At 73.1% G+C, this 16430-nt stretch carries 13 protein-coding genes; 9 read left to right on the top strand and 4 right to left on the bottom strand.

All coding sequences use genetic code 11. The features are described 5' to 3' along the window. Positions 1–112: 112 nt before the first annotated feature. The 4 genes from smc (at position 113) to ACIBG4_RS39390 (ending at position 8447) form a co-directional block, all read left to right on the top strand. Positions 113–3790: a chromosome segregation protein SMC gene (gene smc / locus ACIBG4_RS39405; RefSeq protein WP_397207391.1), complete on the top strand. Its 3678-nt coding sequence runs from the start codon at positions 113–115 to the stop codon at positions 3788–3790. Between the two features lie 185 nt (positions 3791–3975). Then, complete coding sequence (ftsY, locus tag ACIBG4_RS39400) at positions 3976–5157, top strand: signal recognition particle-docking protein FtsY (protein ID WP_310708809.1); 1182 nt, start codon at positions 3976–3978, stop codon at positions 5155–5157. A 335-nt stretch (positions 5158–5492) separates the two neighbouring features. After that, on the top strand, positions 5493–7163 hold the full coding sequence (locus tag ACIBG4_RS39395; RefSeq protein WP_397207389.1) for a tetratricopeptide repeat protein: 1671 nt from the start codon (positions 5493–5495) through the stop codon (positions 7161–7163). 3 nt (positions 7164–7166) lie between these two features. After that, positions 7167–8447 carry an MFS transporter gene (locus ACIBG4_RS39390; protein WP_397207387.1) on the top strand — a complete coding sequence of 427 codons (1281 nt, stop codon included), beginning with the start codon at positions 7167–7169 and terminating at the stop codon, positions 8445–8447. Here the strand turns inward: ACIBG4_RS39390 and ACIBG4_RS39385 are convergent. From ACIBG4_RS39385 to ACIBG4_RS39375, 3 genes are read right to left on the bottom strand one after another with little or no spacing between them, the layout of a single operon-like run. Next, positions 8383–9171 (bottom strand): ABC transporter ATP-binding protein, encoded by a 789-nt coding sequence (locus ACIBG4_RS39385; protein WP_397207385.1) that lies wholly within the window; start codon positions 9169–9171, stop codon positions 8383–8385. The two genes, ACIBG4_RS39390 and ACIBG4_RS39385, sit on opposite strands and share 65 nt — an antisense overlap. After that, a complete protein-coding gene (locus ACIBG4_RS39380; RefSeq protein WP_397207383.1) occupies positions 9168–10235 on the bottom strand; it encodes a FecCD family ABC transporter permease in 1068 nt (355 codons plus the stop codon). The genes ACIBG4_RS39385 and ACIBG4_RS39380 overlap by 4 nt, the downstream gene beginning before the upstream one ends. Further along, entirely contained in the window at positions 10232–11266 is a 1035-nt protein-coding gene (locus ACIBG4_RS39375; protein WP_397207381.1) for a FecCD family ABC transporter permease, read from the bottom strand. The genes ACIBG4_RS39380 and ACIBG4_RS39375 overlap by 4 nt, the downstream gene beginning before the upstream one ends. Before the next feature lie 103 nt (positions 11267–11369). Between ACIBG4_RS39375 and ACIBG4_RS39370 the strand changes: the two genes are divergently transcribed. Next, complete coding sequence (locus ACIBG4_RS39370) at positions 11370–12362, top strand: ABC transporter substrate-binding protein (protein ID WP_397207379.1); 993 nt, start codon at positions 11370–11372, stop codon at positions 12360–12362. A 4-nt stretch (positions 12363–12366) separates the two neighbouring features. On the opposite strand, the gene ACIBG4_RS39365 is transcribed toward ACIBG4_RS39370, so the two are convergent. Beyond that, on the bottom strand, positions 12367–13440 hold the full coding sequence (locus tag ACIBG4_RS39365; RefSeq protein WP_310708816.1) for a PLP-dependent cysteine synthase family protein: 1074 nt from the start codon (positions 13438–13440) through the stop codon (positions 12367–12369). Between the two features lie 242 nt (positions 13441–13682). Here ACIBG4_RS39365 and ACIBG4_RS39360 point away from each other — a divergent pair, with 242 nt between their 5' ends. The 4 genes from ACIBG4_RS39360 to ACIBG4_RS39345 all read left to right on the top strand — a co-directional run bounded on the left by ACIBG4_RS39360 (position 13683) and on the right by ACIBG4_RS39345 (position 16370). Beyond that, entirely contained in the window at positions 13683–14270 is a 588-nt protein-coding gene (locus ACIBG4_RS39360) for a sigma-70 family RNA polymerase sigma factor (RefSeq protein WP_310708817.1), read from the top strand. A 245-nt stretch (positions 14271–14515) separates the two neighbouring features. Beyond that, positions 14516–14821, top strand: a complete 306-nt coding sequence (locus ACIBG4_RS39355) for a hypothetical protein (RefSeq protein WP_310708818.1) — start codon at positions 14516–14518, stop codon at positions 14819–14821. A gap of 61 nt (positions 14822–14882) precedes the next feature. After that, a complete protein-coding gene (locus tag ACIBG4_RS39350) occupies positions 14883–15674 on the top strand; it encodes a polysaccharide deacetylase family protein (protein ID WP_397207376.1) in 792 nt (263 codons plus the stop codon). Between the two features lie 42 nt (positions 15675–15716). Next, positions 15717–16370: a DUF2461 domain-containing protein gene (locus tag ACIBG4_RS39345; protein ID WP_397207373.1), complete on the top strand. Its 654-nt coding sequence runs from the start codon at positions 15717–15719 to the stop codon at positions 16368–16370. The last annotated feature ends 60 nt before the right edge of the window (positions 16371–16430 follow it).

Here is a 16430-nt window from a genome sequence, read left to right as displayed (position 1 = left end):
CTTTGCGCCCCCTTTCCGCGTCCGGCCGCCGACGCCACCGTTGTGGCCAGCGACGAGGCGCTCGGACCAGTAGGCTTTCCCGAAGTCCGTTCAGGGAGAAGGGGGCCTGTTCTTGCATTTGAAGACCCTGACCCTGCGCGGCTTCAAGTCCTTCGCCTCGGCGACCGCCCTGCGGTTCGAGCCGGGCATCACCTGCGTGGTCGGTCCCAACGGCTCCGGCAAGTCCAACGTCGTCGACGCCCTGGCCTGGGTCATGGGCGAGCACAGCGCCAAGTCGCTGCGCGGCGGCAAGATGGAGGACGTCATCTTCGCCGGCACCTCGTCACGGCCGCCGCTGGGCCGGGCCGAGGTCACGCTGACCATCGACAACACCGACGGCGCGCTGCCCATCGACTACACCGAGGTCACGATCAGCCGGCTGATGTTCAGGTCCGGCCAGAGCGAGTACGCCATCAACGGCGACACCTGCCGCCTGCTCGACATCCAGGAGCTGCTGTCCGACTCCGGCATCGGCCGCGAGATGCACGTCATCGTCGGGCAGGGCCAGCTCGACGCCGTGCTGCACGCGGGGCCGGAGGATCGCCGGGCGTTCATCGAGGAGGCCGCGGGCGTCCTGAAGCACCGCAAGCGCAAGGAGAAGGCGCTGCGCAAGCTCGACGCGATGCAGGCCAACCTGACGCGCGTCCAGGACCTCGCCACCGAGCTGCGCCGCCAGCTCAAGCCGCTGGGCCGCCAGGCCGAGATCGCCCGCAAGGCCGCGGTCATCCAGGCCGACTGGCGCGACGCGCGGCTGCGGCTGCTGGCCGACGACGTGTGCGTCCTGCGGGTCACGCTGGAGCGGGAGGCGGCCGACGAGGCGGCGGTCCTCGCCCGGCGCGCCCAGGTGGAGGCCGAGCTGGCCGAGGGACAGCGGCGGGAGGCCGCGCTGGAGACGGCCGAGGCCGAGGCCCAGCCACGGCTGACCGCCGCGCAGCAGACCTGGTTCCGGCTGTCGTCGCTGCGCGAGCGCATCACCGGGCTGGAGCAGCTCGCCGCCGAGCGCCACCGGCACGCCCTCGACGCCGCCGCCATCGAGCGCCGCGGCCGTGACCCCGAGGACCTCGAACGCGAGGCGGCCGAGGCGCGCGAGAGCGAGCTGGTGCTGCGGGCCGAGCTGGAGGAGGCGCAGGAGCTTCTCGACGCCGCCGCCGAGCGGCGCGCCGAGGCCGAGTCCGAGCTGGCCGCCGAGGAGCGGCGGCTGGCGATGGCCGCCCGCGCCGCCGCCGACCGGCGCGAGGGCCTGGCGCGGTTGCGCGGCCGGGTCGACTCCGCGCGCAGCAGGTCACGCGCCGCCGAGGACGAGATCGGCCGTCTGACCAAGGCGGTCGCCGACGCGGCCGAGCGCGAGCGGCGCGCCCTCGACGACCTGGAGGAGCGGCGGAGCGAGGAGCCCGCCGCCGACCCGGCGCTGGCCGAGGAGCTGGCGACCGCGCAGGCGCTGGTCGAGGAGGCGCGGGCCGCGGCGGAGGAGGCCCGCGCGGCCGTCGGGCAGGCCAGGGCCGAGCTCGGCGGGCCGCGCGACGCCCTCCAGGCCGCGAGATCGAGGGTCGGCACTGCCCGCGCCGCCGACCAGGAGGCCCAGCGGGCCGTGGCCGCGCTGCGGGCCCGCGCCGAGGCGCTGGAGCTGGGCCTGGCCCGGGGCGCCGACGGCGGCGCGGCGCTGGTGGAGACGGGCATGTCGGGGGTGCTGGGCCCGCTGGCGGCCTCGCTCCAGGTCGCGCCCGGCGCCGAGGCGGCCCTCGCCGCCGTGCTCGGGCCGGTGGCCGAGGCCATCGCGGTCGAGTCGGTGGGCGCGGCGGTCGAGGCGCTGGAGCTGCTGCGCGGCAAGGAGGCCGGCCAGGCCACCCTCCTGGTGGCGGGGGCCGGAGCGGCCGAGGAGCGGGGCGCGGCGCCCGAGGGCGGGGAGTGGGCGGCCGACCTGGTCGGCGTGCCCGGCCCGCTGAGGGGCTCCGTCGCCCGGGTGCTCGACGGCGTCGTCGTCGTGAACGACCTCGCCGCCGCGCGCCGTCTCGTCGAGGGCCACCCCGGGCTGCGCGCCGTCACCCGGGGCGGCGACCTCGTCGCCGCCCACCTGGCCAGCGGCGGCTCCGAGGGCGGCACCTCGGTCCTCCAGGTACGGGCCGCGCTCGATGACGCCCTGGCCGACCTGGAGGAGGCCGAGGCCCGCGCGGAGCAGACCGCGACCGGCCTGGACGACGCGCTGGCCGCCGAGCAGGAGGCGCAGGCGGCCGTGGAGAGCGCCCAGGCGCGCGTGGCCGAGGCGCAGACCGCCGCCGACACCGCCCAGGCCGGCGTCAGCGCCGCGCAGGGCGCGCTGGACCAGGTCAGCGCCCGCCAGCGGGAGGCCGACCGGCGCAACGCCGACGCCGCCCGCCGGCTGGCGCAGCTCGAAGCCGCCGCCAAGGCCGCGCACGACGAGGCCGAGCGCCTGGCCCGCGGCGTCACGACCGCCGAGGAGGCCCGTGCCGAGGGCCTGGAGGAGCTGGCCGAGCTGGAGATGCGGCTCGCCGAGGCCGAGTACTCCCAGGAGCTGGAGACCGAGCCCACCACCGAGGCCCGCGACGAGCTGGCGGCGGCCTGCCAGGCGGCCCGCCAGCGGGAGATGGAGGCCGGCCTCCAGGTGCGCACGGCCGAGGAGCGGGTCAAGGGCATCGAGGGGCGCGCGGACGGCCTGCTGAGGGCCGCGCAGCGGGAGCGCCAGGAGCGGGCCCAGGCGGCCGCCCAGCGCGCCCGCCGCCGCCGTCAGGCGAGCGTGGCGGAGGCCGTGAGCAAGGGCGCCCGGCAGGTGCTGGCCGCCCTGGCCGCCTCCGTCGAGCTGGCTGCGCGCGAGCGCGACGAGGCCGACCTGGCGCGCGTCGCCGTCGACGCCGAGCTCAAGCAGGTCCGCCTGCGGGTGCGCGAGCTGACCCAGGAGCTGGACAAGCTGGTCAACAGCGTCCACGGCAGCGAGATGGCCCGCACCGAGCAGCGGCTGCGCCTGGAGCAGATGGAGCAGCGGGCGATGGACGAGTTCGGCGTCGAGACCGAGACGCTGATCTCCGAGTACGGCCCCGACGCCCCGGTGCCGGGCGAGCCGCCCGTGCCGTACGTGCGGGAGGAGCAGGAGAAGCGGGCCCGCGCGGCCGAGCGGCAGATGCAGCAGCTCGGCAAGGTCAATCCGCTGGCGCTGGAGGAGTTCGCGGCGCTCGAGGAGCGGCACGCGTTCCTCAACTCCCAGCTGGAGGACCTCAAGAAGACCCGGCGCGACCTGATGACCGTGGTCAAGGAGGTCGACGACCGGGTGGAGCAGATGTTCGCCTCCGCCTACGAGGACGTGGCGCGCGAGTTCGAGCAGATCTTCGGCAGGGTCTTCCCGGGCGGCGACGGCCGGCTGGTGCTCACCGACCCCGAGGACATGCTGACCACCGGCATCGAGGTGGAGGCCAGGCCGCCGGGCAAGAAGGTCAAGCGGCTGTCGCTGCTGTCGGGCGGCGAGCGGTCGCTGACGGCGGTGGCGTTCCTGGTCTCGATCTTCAAGGCGCGGCCGTCGCCGTTCTACGTCATGGACGAGGTCGAGGCGGCGCTCGACGACACCAACACGCAGCGGCTGCTCACCCTCTTCGAGGAGCTGCGGCAGAGCTCGCAGCTCATCGTCATCACGCACAACAAGCGGACGATGGAGATCGCCGACGCCCTGTACGGCGTGTCGATGCGCGGCGACGGCGTGACGCAGGTGATCAGCCAGCGCATGCGCGAGCGCGAACCCGCCTGAGCCCGCCTCGTCCCCTACAGGACAGGTGATCCGGCCCTCGCGGCAGGTGTGACGGCGCCCGGAGCGGGCACCAGGTTCGCCGGCGGCGTGATCGCGGCCTGGCACGGGCGGGTCGCCCGGCCCCGGACGCGATCGGCGTGGCCCTGGTCATGACCACGACGGACGATCTGGAAAACTGACTTCTTGTGGATGGTTACCTCGGCGTCATAGTGATCGTGGTCGTCGTCGCCCTCGTGGCGGCCGGCGGCCTCTTCCTGCTCTTCAGACCGGGCGGCAGGTCGGCGCCGCCGGTCGAGCCGCCCGAGACGGCGCCCCTCCCGGAGGACCAGGAGAAGGAGCGCCCGGCCACGGGGGCCGAGGAGGGCGAAGGAGCGACCACCACGCTCCCTCCGCCGGTCAAGCCGGCCGAGCCGATGGTCGTCACGCCGGAGGTGGAGATCCCGCCGCCGTCCGCCGGGCGGATGGTGCGGCTGCGCTCGCGGCTGGCCCGTTCGCAGAGCGCGCTCGGCCGCGGCCTGCTCGACCTGCTGTCCCGCGACCGGCTCGACGACGACGTGTGGGACGAGGTCGAGGAGCTGCTGATCAAGGCCGACGTCGGCGTCGCGCCGACCCAGGCGATCGTGGAGGAGCTCCGCACCCGCGTCAAGGTGCTCGGCAGCCGCACGCCCGACGAGGTGCGCGCGCTGCTGCGTGAGCAGCTGCTCGTCCAGGTCAACCCCGACCTCGACCGCACCCTGCACGTCCAGCCCCACGGTGAGCGGGCCGCGGTGGTGCTCGTGGTCGGCGTCAACGGCACCGGCAAGACCACCACGACCGGCAAGCTCGCGCGCGTCCTCATCGGCGACGGAAAGAAGGTCGTGCTCGGCGCGGCCGACACGTTCCGCGCGGCCGCGGCCGACCAGCTCCAGACCTGGGGCGACCGGGTCGGCGCCGAGGTCGTGCGCGGCCCGGAGGGCGGCGACCCCGCCTCGGTGGCCTTCGACGCCACGGCCAGGGGCATCGCGGACAAGGCCGACGTCGTCATCGTGGACACGGCGGGCCGTCTGCACACCAAGACGGGCCTGATGGACGAGCTGGGCAAGGTCAAGCGGGTCATCGAGAAGAAGGCCACGGTCGACGAGGTGCTGCTGGTGCTCGACGCCACCACCGGCCAGAACGGCATGCGGCAGGCCCAGGTGTTCGGCGAGGTGGTCAACATCACCGGCATCGCGCTGACCAAGCTCGACGGCACGGCCAAGGGCGGCATCGTCATCTCGGTCCAGCGGGAGCTGGGGGTTCCGGTCAAGCTGGTGGGTCTCGGCGAGGGGCCCGACGATCTGGCGCCCTTCGACCCCGAGGTGTTCGTGGACGCGATCATCGGGGAATAAAGACCCAATATTTTCGGATATAGCCGCCCAAATCATGACGGCTTCCGAAAATGGATAGGAAATTTGATTTACCCGGAAAAGCCTTGATCGCCGGACTTGGCGTGTGTTCACATGAACCGGTCATCCGAGAGATCGCCCCGCGACGGTTCGCGACGGTCTCGTCATGCAACACGAGAGGCACCCGATGAAGAAGGTCGTCGTCCACAAGCCCGGAACCGTGAAGCCTTCCGGCGCGGCCGCTCCGCGACACACCCACTGATTCCCACCCGGCCGGCGTCCCCACGAGGGGCGCCGGCCGAGGCGCGACCGGAGACGGATCACGGAAGAAGGTTCGGGTGGACACGATCGTCCTGGACGCCGACCGCAGGCTCCACGGCCCCTACACGCTCGCAGCCGCGCTGCTGGACCACCTGGTGCCCGAGGCGCTGGCCCACCGGCCCGACCTCGTCGCCGCGTACGACATCGAGATCGGGGTCGCGGCGCCGCACCTGACGATCCCACGGAGCAGGCGCACCCTGGCAGAGACCCTGCCCAGGGGACAGCGCATCCTCATCCCCGGCGCCCGCCGGACGTTGCGCGTCGCGAACGGGCTGGCCGAGTTCGTCCGCGACCACCTGAGCCGGACCGGTCCTCTGACCGTCACCGCCGACAATCTCGGCGAGGCCGATCCGACCGACGCCGAGCTGGTCGAGGTGCTGCGCAGGCGGGTGGACCCGGGCCTGCTGCGCGTCGTCGCCGGCCGGCGCGCGCCCGCGGACAAGCCGCTGAACGCCGACTTCGACCGCTTCCGCGACGAGGGATTCCACCACGCCATGGCCGAGGCCGGCCTGGAGGCGCTGCGCGGCCTCTCCCAGGACGGCGACCCGGAGGGCCGGCGGCTGCTGGTGCAGCGGGTGGGCGCCGCGCTGGAGGCCATCGAGCGGGAGGACGAGGCCCGCGCCCTGTACGACGGGTCCCGCCGCCTGAGCACCGACCCCAAGCACCGCGCCACGATCGCGTACGCCACCGCCATGCTCCTGGTACGCCACCACGACCTCGCCCGGCGCGACCCGGAGGAGGCCCTGGCCTGGGTCAACGAAGCCGTCACGATCACCTCGCTGCTGCCCGACGCCCATGAGCGCGCCTTCCACCTGGGCTTCGACCTCAACGGCAAGGCCCTGGTCGAGGTGCGCAGGGGCAACCTGGCGGCGGCGCTCGACCTGGTGCGCCAGGCCATCGACCTGGCCGAGGCGCATCTCGGCGGCACGCACCCGATCCACCGGCTCGTGCTGTACGCCAACCGCGCCCAGCTCCTGGCCGCCGCCGGGCGCACCCAGGAGGCGCTGGCCGACTACGCGATCGCCATCGGCACCGACCCCGGTTACCCCGACTACTACCTGGACCGCGGCACCCTGCTGCACAAGCTGGGCCGCCACGAGGACGCGAGGGCCGACTTCGAGGCCGCGATCCGCCTCAGCCCGCCGTTCCCGGAGGCGTACTACAACCGGGCGGAGGTCCGCTACGCGACCGGCGACCTCGACGGCGCGCTCGCCGACCTCGACCACACGCTCGACCTCGACCCGGACTTCGCCCCCGCGTACGTCAACCGCGCGGGGCTGCTCGCGGCGGCGGGCGAGCACGCCGCGGCCCGGCGCGACGTGGAGCGGGGGCTCGCGCTCGACCCGCGCAGCCCGCATCTCCGGTGCGTGCTCGGGCAGGTCGAGGCGGCCGAGGGCCGGCCGGCGGAGGCCGTGGCCGCGTTCGACGCCGCGCTGGACCTGGACCAGGACCTGGTGGCCGCCTGGGCGGGCCGGGCCGCCGTGTCGTACGAGGAGGGCGACCACGACGCCGCGCTGTCCGACCTCACGCGGGCGCTGAAATTGGAGGAGACGGCCGAACTGCTGTTCAACCGGTCCCTGGTGCACAGCGCCGCGGGACGGCCGGAGGCGGCGCGAGGCGACCTCCTGCGGGCCGCGCGGCTGGCACCCGGAGATCCCGACATCCGGCGGGCGCTCGCGGAGGCGTGAGGCGTGGGCCGGTCCTACTGGCTCCTGCTCGGCGGGTTCCTCACCTCGTCGCTGGGCACGTGGATCTACCGGCTGGCGCTGCCCCTCCTGGTGTACGACCTGACGGGGTCGCCGCTCGGGACCGGCGTGGTCTACGTCGTGGAGTACGTCCCGTACCTGCTGCTGGGGATGGTCGGCGGGGTGCTCGCGGACCGGTTCGACCGCAGGCGGCTGCTGGTGCTGGGCGACGTGGTGTCCGGGGTCGTCACGCTGGTGCTGGCCACGATGGTGACGCTGGGCGTGCGGCGGCTGTGGCCCCTCTACCTGGTGGCGCTGCTGCTGGCGGCGGTCGATCCGCTCTACCAGCCGGCGTTCCGGGCCGTGCTGCCGTCGCTGGTGCCGCCGGAGCGGCTGCCGCAGGCCAACGCGCGCGTCCACATCGGCGAGCACGCGGTGAACACGGCGGGGCCGGTGGCCGGCGGGGCGCTGGTGGCGGCGTTCGGCTACCAGGCCGCGGTGTACGTGGACGCCGGGTCGTTCCTGCTGTCGGCGCTGCTCATCGGCTTCATCGGCGGACGTGCGGCCGCCAAGGGCCACCGCGCGTCCCGGCAGGGGAAGGAGCAGGGGCGGTGGTCGATGGCGGCGGACGTGCGGGAGGGCCTGCGGTTCCTGCGCGGGGACCGGGCCGTGCTGACGACCGCGGTCACCTCGTTCGCCGGCAACTTCGGCGTGTGGCTGCTGCTGGCGAACCTCGTCTACTACCTCAGCTCCTACCACGGGTTCACGCCGGGCGAGGTGGGCGTCGTCTACGCCTTCCAGGGGGCGGGTGCGGTCGTGGGGGCGCTGCTCGGCGGGCGGCTGATCCGGTTGTGGCCGCCGGGACCGATCGTCACCTGGTCGTTGGTGGCCGGCGGGGCGGCGATGCTGCTCATGGCCGCCGCCCGTGGCCCGGTCCTGATCGGGCTGGCCTGGACGGGGCAGTTCGCGGCGGCGGGGGCGATGGTCGTGGCGACGGCCACCGTACGGCAGCGGCTCGTCCCCGACCACCTGCTGGGCCGGGTGCTCGGCACGGCCCGGATGATCGCGTTCGCGTCCATCCCGCCGGCGGCGCTGGCGGCCGGGCTGTTCGAGTCGGCGGTGCGGGACGCGTACGCGGTCATGGTGTTCGCCGGTCTGAGCTGGCTGGCGATCGCCGCCGGGGTGGCCCGCTCGCCCCTGCGGCGGCTGACCGCCGGTGATCTCAGGACCGGGACAGCGGCCGGATCGGCACCACCAGCGGAGTCCCCGCGACCGGATCCTGGATGACCTTGGCCTCCAGCTCGAAGACCTCGCGCATCAGCTCCTCGGTCAGCACCTCCTCCGGGGAGCCCGCGGCGACCACCCGGCCGGCGCGCATGGCCACCAGCCGGTCGGCGTAGCGGGCCGCGAGGTTGAGGTCGTGCAGGACCATCACGATGGTCCGGCCCGCCTCCTGGTGCAGGTTCCGTACGAGCTCCAGCACCTCCACCTGGTGTGCCAGGTCGAGGAACGTGGTCGGCTCGTCCAGCAGCAGCAGGTCGGTGCCCTGGGCGAGGGCCATGGAGATCCACGCCCGCTGCCGCTGCCCGCCCGACAGCTCGTCCAGCGGGCGCTCCGCCAGGTCGGCCAGGCCCGTCAGCTCCAGGGCGAGGGCCACGGCCGTCTCGTCGTCGGACGACCACTGCCGGTACCACGTCTGGTGGGGGTGCCTGCCGCGCGCGACCAGGTCGGCCACGGTCAGCCCCTCGGGCGCGGTCGGGGACTGCGGCAGCACGCCGAGCACCTTGGCCACCTCCCGGGTCGGCATCCGGTCGATGCGCCGGCCGTCGAGCAGCACCTCGCCTCCGCGCGGCTTGAGCAGCCGGCCGAGGGCGCGCAGCAGCGTGGACTTGCCGCACCCGTTGGGACCGATGATCGTGGTCACCGTGCCCGCCTCGACGCCGAGGTCGAGCCCGTCGACGACGACCCGGTCGCCGTAGCCCAGCGTGACGCCGGCGGCCTGGAGCCTCATGCGCGTGCCTTCCAGATGAGGTGGATCAGGTACGGCGCGCCGAGCACCGCGGTGACGACGCCCACGGGCAGCTCGATGGGGGAGAACAGGGTGCGCGCGATCAGGTCGGCCCCGGTCGTGAGGACGGCGCCGGCCACGGCGGACGACAGCAGCGGCGGCTGGGCGCACCGGACCAGGCGCAGCGCGATCTGCGGCGCGGCCAGCGCCACGAACGCGATCGGCCCGGCCGAGGCGGTCGCCACGGCGGCCAGCAGCACGGCGGCGAGCAGCATGAGCGCGCGCGACAGGTTGACCCGGACGCCGAGCGCGGTGACGGTGTCGTCGCCGTAACGCAGCGCGTCGAGGGAGCGGGTGCCGAGCAGGGTCAGCGGGATCAGCGCGGCCAGGGCCAGGCCGACCGGCACGACGTGCTCCCAGCCGCGGCCGTTGAGCGAGCCGCTGATCCACACCATGGCGCGGGTGGTGTCGTTGACGTCGCCGACGGTCAGCAGCCAGAACTTCACGTTCGTGAACACGGCGGCCACGCCGATGCCGACCAGGACCAGCCGGTAGCCGTCGAGGCCGCGCCGCCAGGCCAGCGCGTACACCACCGCGGCTCCGGCCAGGCCGCCGAGCAGCGCCAGCGCCGGGATGCCGAGCGCGGAGAACAGGCCGCTGGCGCCGCCGTACGCGCTGCCGCTCATGACGACGCCGGCCACCACGGTCACCGAGGCGCCGGTGGTGACGCCGAGGATCTCGGGGCTGGCCAGCGGGTTGCGCGCGATGGACTGGATGATCGCGCCCGACAGGGCGAGCGCGGCGCCGACGAGCGCCCCGGTCAGCGCGCGGGGCAGGCGCAGCTCCATCACCACGAAGTGCTCGGGCACGGACGGGTCGAACGTGGCGCGCACGACGTCGGCCAGGCCGAGGGGAAGGTCGCCGAGGCGCATGTTCAGGGCCATGAGCAGGGCGAGCAGCACCAGGCCGGCCACGGTCACGGCGACGCCACGGGGCCGGACCCGCCACGACAGGCCGCCCGCGCGCAGCGGGAACGACGGCTTCACCCGCGCGGAGGTCCGGGTCACAGCCGCACCGGCTTCCTGCGGCGGACCAGCGCCACGAAGAACGGCGCGCCGATCAGCGCGAGCACCACGCCGACCTCCAGCTCGCCGGGAGGAGCGACGACGCGGCCGATCACGTCGGCGAGCAGCAGCAGCGCCGCGCCGATCAGGCCGGAGTACGGCAGCAGCCAGCGGTGGTCGGTGCCCGACAGCGGGCGGGCCAGATGCGGCACCACCAGCCCGACGAACGCGAGCGACCCGCAGGCGGCCACCGCCGCCCCGGTCAGGAGCGTGACGGCGGCGACGCCGATGCCCCGGGTGAGCGCGATGTTCTGGCCGAGGCTGCGCGCGACGTCCTCGCCGAGGGACAGCGCGTTGAGGCCCGGCGCGTTGACCAGCGCCAGCACCAGGCCTGCCGCGATGAACGGCAGCACCTGCCAGACTACGTCCGGGCCGCGTCCGGCCACCGAGCCGGCCTGCCAGAACCGGAACACGTCCATGGCCTGCTCGTCCAGGAGCACGATCGCGGAGGTCAGGGCGTACAGGAAGGCGCTGACGGCGGTGCCCGCGAGCGCGAGCGTGACCGGCGTGGGGCCGCCCCGGCCGCCGACCATGCCGAGCGCGAACACGGCCACGCTGGCCAGCAGCGCGCCGGCCAGGCCGAACCAGATGTAGGCGAGCAGGCTCTGGGTGCCGAGCAGGATGATCGAGGCGACCATCGCGAACGCGGCCCCCTGGGTGACGCCGAGCAGGCCGGGGTCGGCGAGCGGGTTGCGGGTGTGGCCCTGCATGAGCGCCCCGGCCACGCCGAGCGCGAGCCCGGCCAGCACGCCGAGGGCGGTCCTGGGCACGCGCAGGGAGCGGATGACGATGTCGTTCTCGGTGCCGGTCGGGGCGGTGAGCGCCTGCCAGGCGTCGCCGAGCGGAACGGCCTTGGCGCCGATCGTGACGCTCAGCAGCACCGCGACGCACACGGCCGCGAGCAGGGCGGCGAGCAGCAGGCCGCGGCGCCGGCGGATGCCGTGAAGGCGCGGCGCGACGGCGGTTGCGCTCACATTGACCCCTTCCGGCAGTTGCCCGTCCCGCTGAAGTATGCCAGCTTAGGCAGGGCTAACCTAAATAAGGGTTGCCTAACTTTTTGCCCTGGGAGGGGTTTCGATGAGACGGTTGCGCGCCTTGGTGAGCGCGATGCTGGTGGCGGGGCTCGCCGCCGGCTGCGGTTCGGCCGGCACGGAGTCGACCGGAGCCGGCGCCCCGGCGTCCAGCCAGGCCGGCACGCCGTTCCGCACCGTCAAGCACGCGATGGGCGAGACCGTGATCCCGGCCCAGCCCAAGCGGGTGGTCGCCCTCGACCAGAGCTTCGTCGACGCGGTCCTCACGCTGGAGACGCCGGTCGTCGGCTACACCACCTACCGCTCGATCGAGACCAAGCTGCCCGACTACCTCGGCGCGGTGGCCGCCCGGTACGGCAAGGAGGCAGTCGCGGTGGGCACGCTGGAGCAGCCCAGCCTGGAGAAGATCATCGCGCTCAAGCCGGACCTGATCGTCTCCGCCAAGGTCCGCCACGAGGCGCTCTACGACAAGCTCTCCAAGATCGCGCCGACGGTCTTCAGCGAGACGACCGGCGCCATCTGGAAGGACAACGTCCGGCTCATGGGCCAGGCGCTCGGCAAGGAGGACCTCGCCGAGACCCGGATCAAGGAGTACGAGGCCCGCGCCGCGAAGATCGGCGAGGCGGTCAAGGCCAAGGAGGGCGGCGAGCTGCCCACCGTCTCGATCGTCCGCTTCGCCGGCGAGCCGACCGCCCGCCTGTACGTCGAGAAGTCCTACTCCGGCATCGTCCTGAAGGACGTCGGCTTCCCCCGCCCGAAGGGCCAGCCCACCGTCGAGGACTCGATCGTGGTGGACGTCAGCCAGGAGCGCATCGCCGACCTGGACGCCCAGCACATCTTCGTGGCGACCTACGGCGACCCCGCGGCCACGGAGTACAAGGACAAGTTCGCCGCCAACCCGCTGTGGGGCAGGCTGAAGGGCGAGAAGCACGACGTCGACGACCAGACGTGGATGACCGCGGTCGGCATCCAGGGCGCGCACGCGATCCTGGACGACCTGGCCGGGTTCTTCTCGGTGGACCCGGCCAGGACCGCCTGACGGCTCAGCCCGCCAGGAAGGCGCGCAGGTCGTCCAGGTGCGGGTGGATGTCCAGGCCCTGGGCGGCCAGCCAGGCGGGCTCGCAGTACGTGCCCCGGTAGCGCTCGCCGCCGTCGCAGATGAGGGTGACGATGCTGCCGCGCTCGCCCGCGGCGCGCATCTCCTTGATCAGCTCCACGCAGGCCGCCACGTTGGTGCCGGTCGAGCCGCCGACGTCGCGGCCGGTCACCTCGCGCACCCAGTGCATGGCGGCGATCGACCGGGCGTCCGGTACGGCCAGCATGCGGTCGATCACCGACGGCTGGAACGACGGCTCCACCCGGGGCCGTCCGATGCCCTCGATCCGCGAGCCCCGCGCCGTGACCGAGGCGTCGCCGGACACCCAGGCCGGATAGAAGGCCGACCCCTCGGGGTCGGCCACGGCCAGGCGGGTGGAGTGCCGCCGGTAGCGGATGTAGCGGCCGATCGTGGACGAGGTGCCGCCGGTGCCGGCGCCGACCACGATCCAGGCGGGGACGGGGTGCGGCTCCAAGGCCATCTGGGCGAAGATGGACTCGGCGATGTTGTTGTTGCCCCGCCAGTCCGTGGCCCGCTCGGCGTAGGTGAACTGGTCCATGAAGTGGCCGCCGGACTCCGCGGCCAGGCGGCGCGACTCCTCGTAGATCGTGGTGGGGTCGTCGACCAGATGACACTTGCCGCCGTAGAACTCGATGAGGTGGCACTTCTCCGGTGAGGTCGAGGCCGGCATCACCGCGATGAACGGCAGGCCGAGCAGCCGGGCGAAGTACGCCTCGCTGACCGCCGTCGATCCGCTCGACGCCTCGACGATCGTCGTGTCGGGGCCGATCCAGCCGTTGGCCAGGCCGTACAGGAAGAGCGAGCGGGCCAGCCGGTGTTTGAGTGAACCGGTGGGGTGCACCGACTCGTCTTTCAAGTAGAGGTTTACCCCCCACTGCGGGGGCAGCGGAAAGACATGAAGGTGCGTGTCACAACTCCGGTTGGCGTCGGCCTCCACTGTGCGGATGGCCTCGGCCACCCAGTGGCGCGTCCTCGTGTTATGACGATCCACAAAATCCATGCTCATACGCTATCTCATGTGACTCTGGCCACTTTTTCCACGAAATTGGGTGGATAGTGTTATGGTACTGAGACAAGTCCAGCCGTGGACGTGATAACGCACGCCGCGAGCAGACGGACTTCTCACCTCTCTGACCAGGCGCAACCGTTAACGCGGCCCTTACGTGGGTGTTGACACCATGGACTTCGATGCGGGCCGACCTGTGCCGAGATGGGATAGCGCTAGGGGGAAACTTGATCACTATGACCGAAGAGCAGCGTCAGGACTGGTTCGAGCGCGATGTCGTGCCCGTGACGTCGCAGCTGTTCGCCTCCGCCATGCGCCTGACCCGTAACACCGCCGACGCGGAGGACCTCGTCCAGGAGACGGTGGCCAAGGCGTACACCTCCTACCACCAGTTCCGCGAGGGCACGAACCTCAAGGCGTGGCTGCATCGCATCCTGACCAACAACTTCATCAACGACTACCGCAAGCGGCAGCGCTCGCCGAAGCTGTCGGCCGCCGAGGAGATCGAGGACTGGCAGCTGCACGCCGCCGAGTCGCACTCCTCGACCGGGCTGAAGTCGGCCGAGACCGAGGCGCTGGAGCGCCTGCCCGACAACGTCGTGATGAACGCGCTCCGCTCCCTGCCCGAGGACTTCCGCGTGGCCGTCTACCTGGCCGACGTCGAGGGGTTCGCGTACAAGGAGATCGCCGAGCGCATGGGCACCCCCATCGGGACCGTGATGTCCCGCCTCCACCGGGGCCGCCGCCAGCTCCGGACCATGCTGGAGCCGTACGCGATGGAGGAGGGCGCCTTCCGCCCTCCGGCGCAGCGAACGGCGGCCTGAGCCCGCACCCTGTCCCCGCCCCTGACGCGACTGATCCAGAGCCCGATCCCCGTGGGGATTCGGGCTCTGATGCTGTACGGCCCCGAAGCGGGGGCTGCCGGACCCTGTCCGATGGTGCCAATAACGCGAAACAGCCCCCGCTGTCACCCAACGGAGTCCCATGATGACGGCATGTCATTGTCGGTTGTGGCCCGTGGGTGGGTACATCCCTGTGTGTGCGTTCGAGCACCGGCAGGGGGTGACGCGTGACCGAGGCCCGCGCGGCGACGGAGAAGCTCCGGGCCGAGCTGCGAGAGCTCGGCGTCACCACCGCGTACGAGCTGGGTGACGACGCCACACTTCCCGTCTGGATCGGCCTCGTCGTCCGCTACCGGCACGGTTTTTACCGCTGGCAGGAAGGACCGGTGAAACGTCGACATTTGGGTACGGATGCGGTCGGATGTGCCATAAGGGTGGCGCGTCGCTTCGCGGAGCTCCAGGCTGATGTACCACTGTGGTGGAATGACCTGGCCAAAGAGTTGCGCGGGCACTTGGCGCAGGACTACCCGTAGCGGTGGCACAGCGGGCCTGGCCGGTGGGCCGGCCCGCCGGGACTCGGTCCGCCTGGCCGTCGTGACGGCCTGTGCCGCGCTCGCCGCCGCCGTGGCCGGATGCGGCACCACGCACACGACCTCCACGACGCCCGTCGCGGCGCCGCGCCCGCCCACCGTCATCGACCCCGGCGTGCTCGCCCGGCGGCTGGCCGCCGTCCAGCCCGACTGGCCCGCCCGCCGCGTGGTCGACTGCCGGCGGCGCAAGTGCGTCGCCCTCACCTTCGACGACGGCCCCGGCGAGTACACCGGCAAGCTGCTCGACCTGCTGCGCGAGCGGCGGGTGCGGGCCACGTTCTTCGTCCTGGGGCAGATGGTGGCCGCCGACCACACCGGGCTCACCCGCCGCATCGTGGAGGACGGGCACGAGCTGGGCAACCACTCGTGGAGCCACCCGCCGCTGACCGCCCTGTCCGACGAGCGGCTCAGGCGCGAGCTGGCCGACACCGAGGAGATCGTCCAGCGGACGACCGGGGTGCGGATGCGGCTCATGCGGCCGCCGTACGGGGCGACGAACGCCCGCGTCGCCGAGCAGGCGCGCCATGAGGGGCTGGCGCAGATCCTGTGGAGCGTCGACACGCTCGACTGGCGCGACCGGAATGCCGAGATCGTGGCACGGCGCGCCGGCCAGGCCCCTCCCGGCGCGATCGTGCTCCTGCACGACATCCACCCGACCAGCGTCGCGGCGGTCCCGCGGGTGCTCGACACGCTGACCAGGAAGGGCTACCACTTCGTCACGGTGCCCGAGCTGTACGGCAGGGCGCTGCTGCCGGGCCGGACGTACGAGTCCGCCGAGCCGGCGGAGGCCCGGTGACCGCGTGCCATGTTGTCGGTGCGACATGGCAGGCTGGCCCGTATGGGTTTCACCGGCTTCCCCGACGAGGCGTTCGTCTTCTACGAGGGCCTGGAGGCGGACAACACGAAGACGTACTTCACCCGGCACCGGGACCTCTACGAGGAGGCGGTGCGGGCGCCGATGCTCGCGCTCGCCGAGGAGCTGGCCGCCGAGTTCGGGCAGGCCCACCTGTTCCGGCCGCACAGGGACGTCCGCTTCGCCAAGGACAAGTCGCCGTACAAGACCCACCAGGGCGCCTTCGTCGACCGCATGCCGGGGATCGGGCTGTACGTCCAGATCGGCGCGGACGGGCTCTACACCGCGGGCGGCTGCTACACCCAGGCCCCCGACCAGATCGCCCGCTATCGCGCGGCGGTCGCCGAGGACCTGTCGGGCGAGCCGCTGGAGGCGGTGATGGCCGAGCTCCGGGCGGCGGACTACGAGCCGGCGGGTGACCGGCTGAAGACCAGGCCCCGCGACTACCCGGCCGACCATCCCCGCATCGACCTGCTCCGCCACCGCTCCCTGCATGCCGGCCGCCGCTTCCCGCCGGAGCCGTGGGTCCACACGAAGGACGTCGTGGAGCGGGTGCGGGAGACGTGGCGGGCCTACGGTCCGCTGGTGGACTGGCTGGCCACGCACGTCCGGGGCAGCGAGCTGCCCCGCCGCCGCTGACCGGCGGCGGGCCGGACGGCGAGACCGGGGGGCGGCGGGAGCGGGGCGTTCTGGCCGTCA

Source organism: Nonomuraea sp. NPDC050383 (assembly GCF_044459125.1).
In the GTDB taxonomy this organism is placed as follows: Bacteria; Actinomycetota; Actinomycetes; order Streptosporangiales; family Streptosporangiaceae; genus Nonomuraea.
The sequence above is the reverse complement of the archived record's forward strand: the minus strand, read 5'-3'. Positions and strand labels throughout refer to the sequence as shown.

What these genes read in the sequence shown, in the direction of transcription:
- ACIBG4_RS39385 (WP_397207385.1), bottom strand. Translation starts at nt 9,171, where the DNA reads ATGAGGCTCCAGGCCGCCGGCGTCACGCTGGGCTACGGCGACCGGGTC.
- ACIBG4_RS39370 (WP_397207379.1), top strand. Translation starts at nt 11,370, where the DNA reads ATGAGACGGTTGCGCGCCTTGGTGAGCGCGATGCTGGTGGCGGGGCTC.
- ACIBG4_RS39365 (WP_310708816.1), bottom strand. Translation starts at nt 13,440, where the DNA reads ATGGATTTTGTGGATCGTCATAACACGAGGACGCGCCACTGGGTGGCC.
- ACIBG4_RS39360 (WP_310708817.1), top strand. Translation starts at nt 13,683, where the DNA reads ATGACCGAAGAGCAGCGTCAGGACTGGTTCGAGCGCGATGTCGTGCCC.
- ACIBG4_RS39345 (WP_397207373.1), top strand. Translation starts at nt 15,717, where the DNA reads ATGGGTTTCACCGGCTTCCCCGACGAGGCGTTCGTCTTCTACGAGGGC.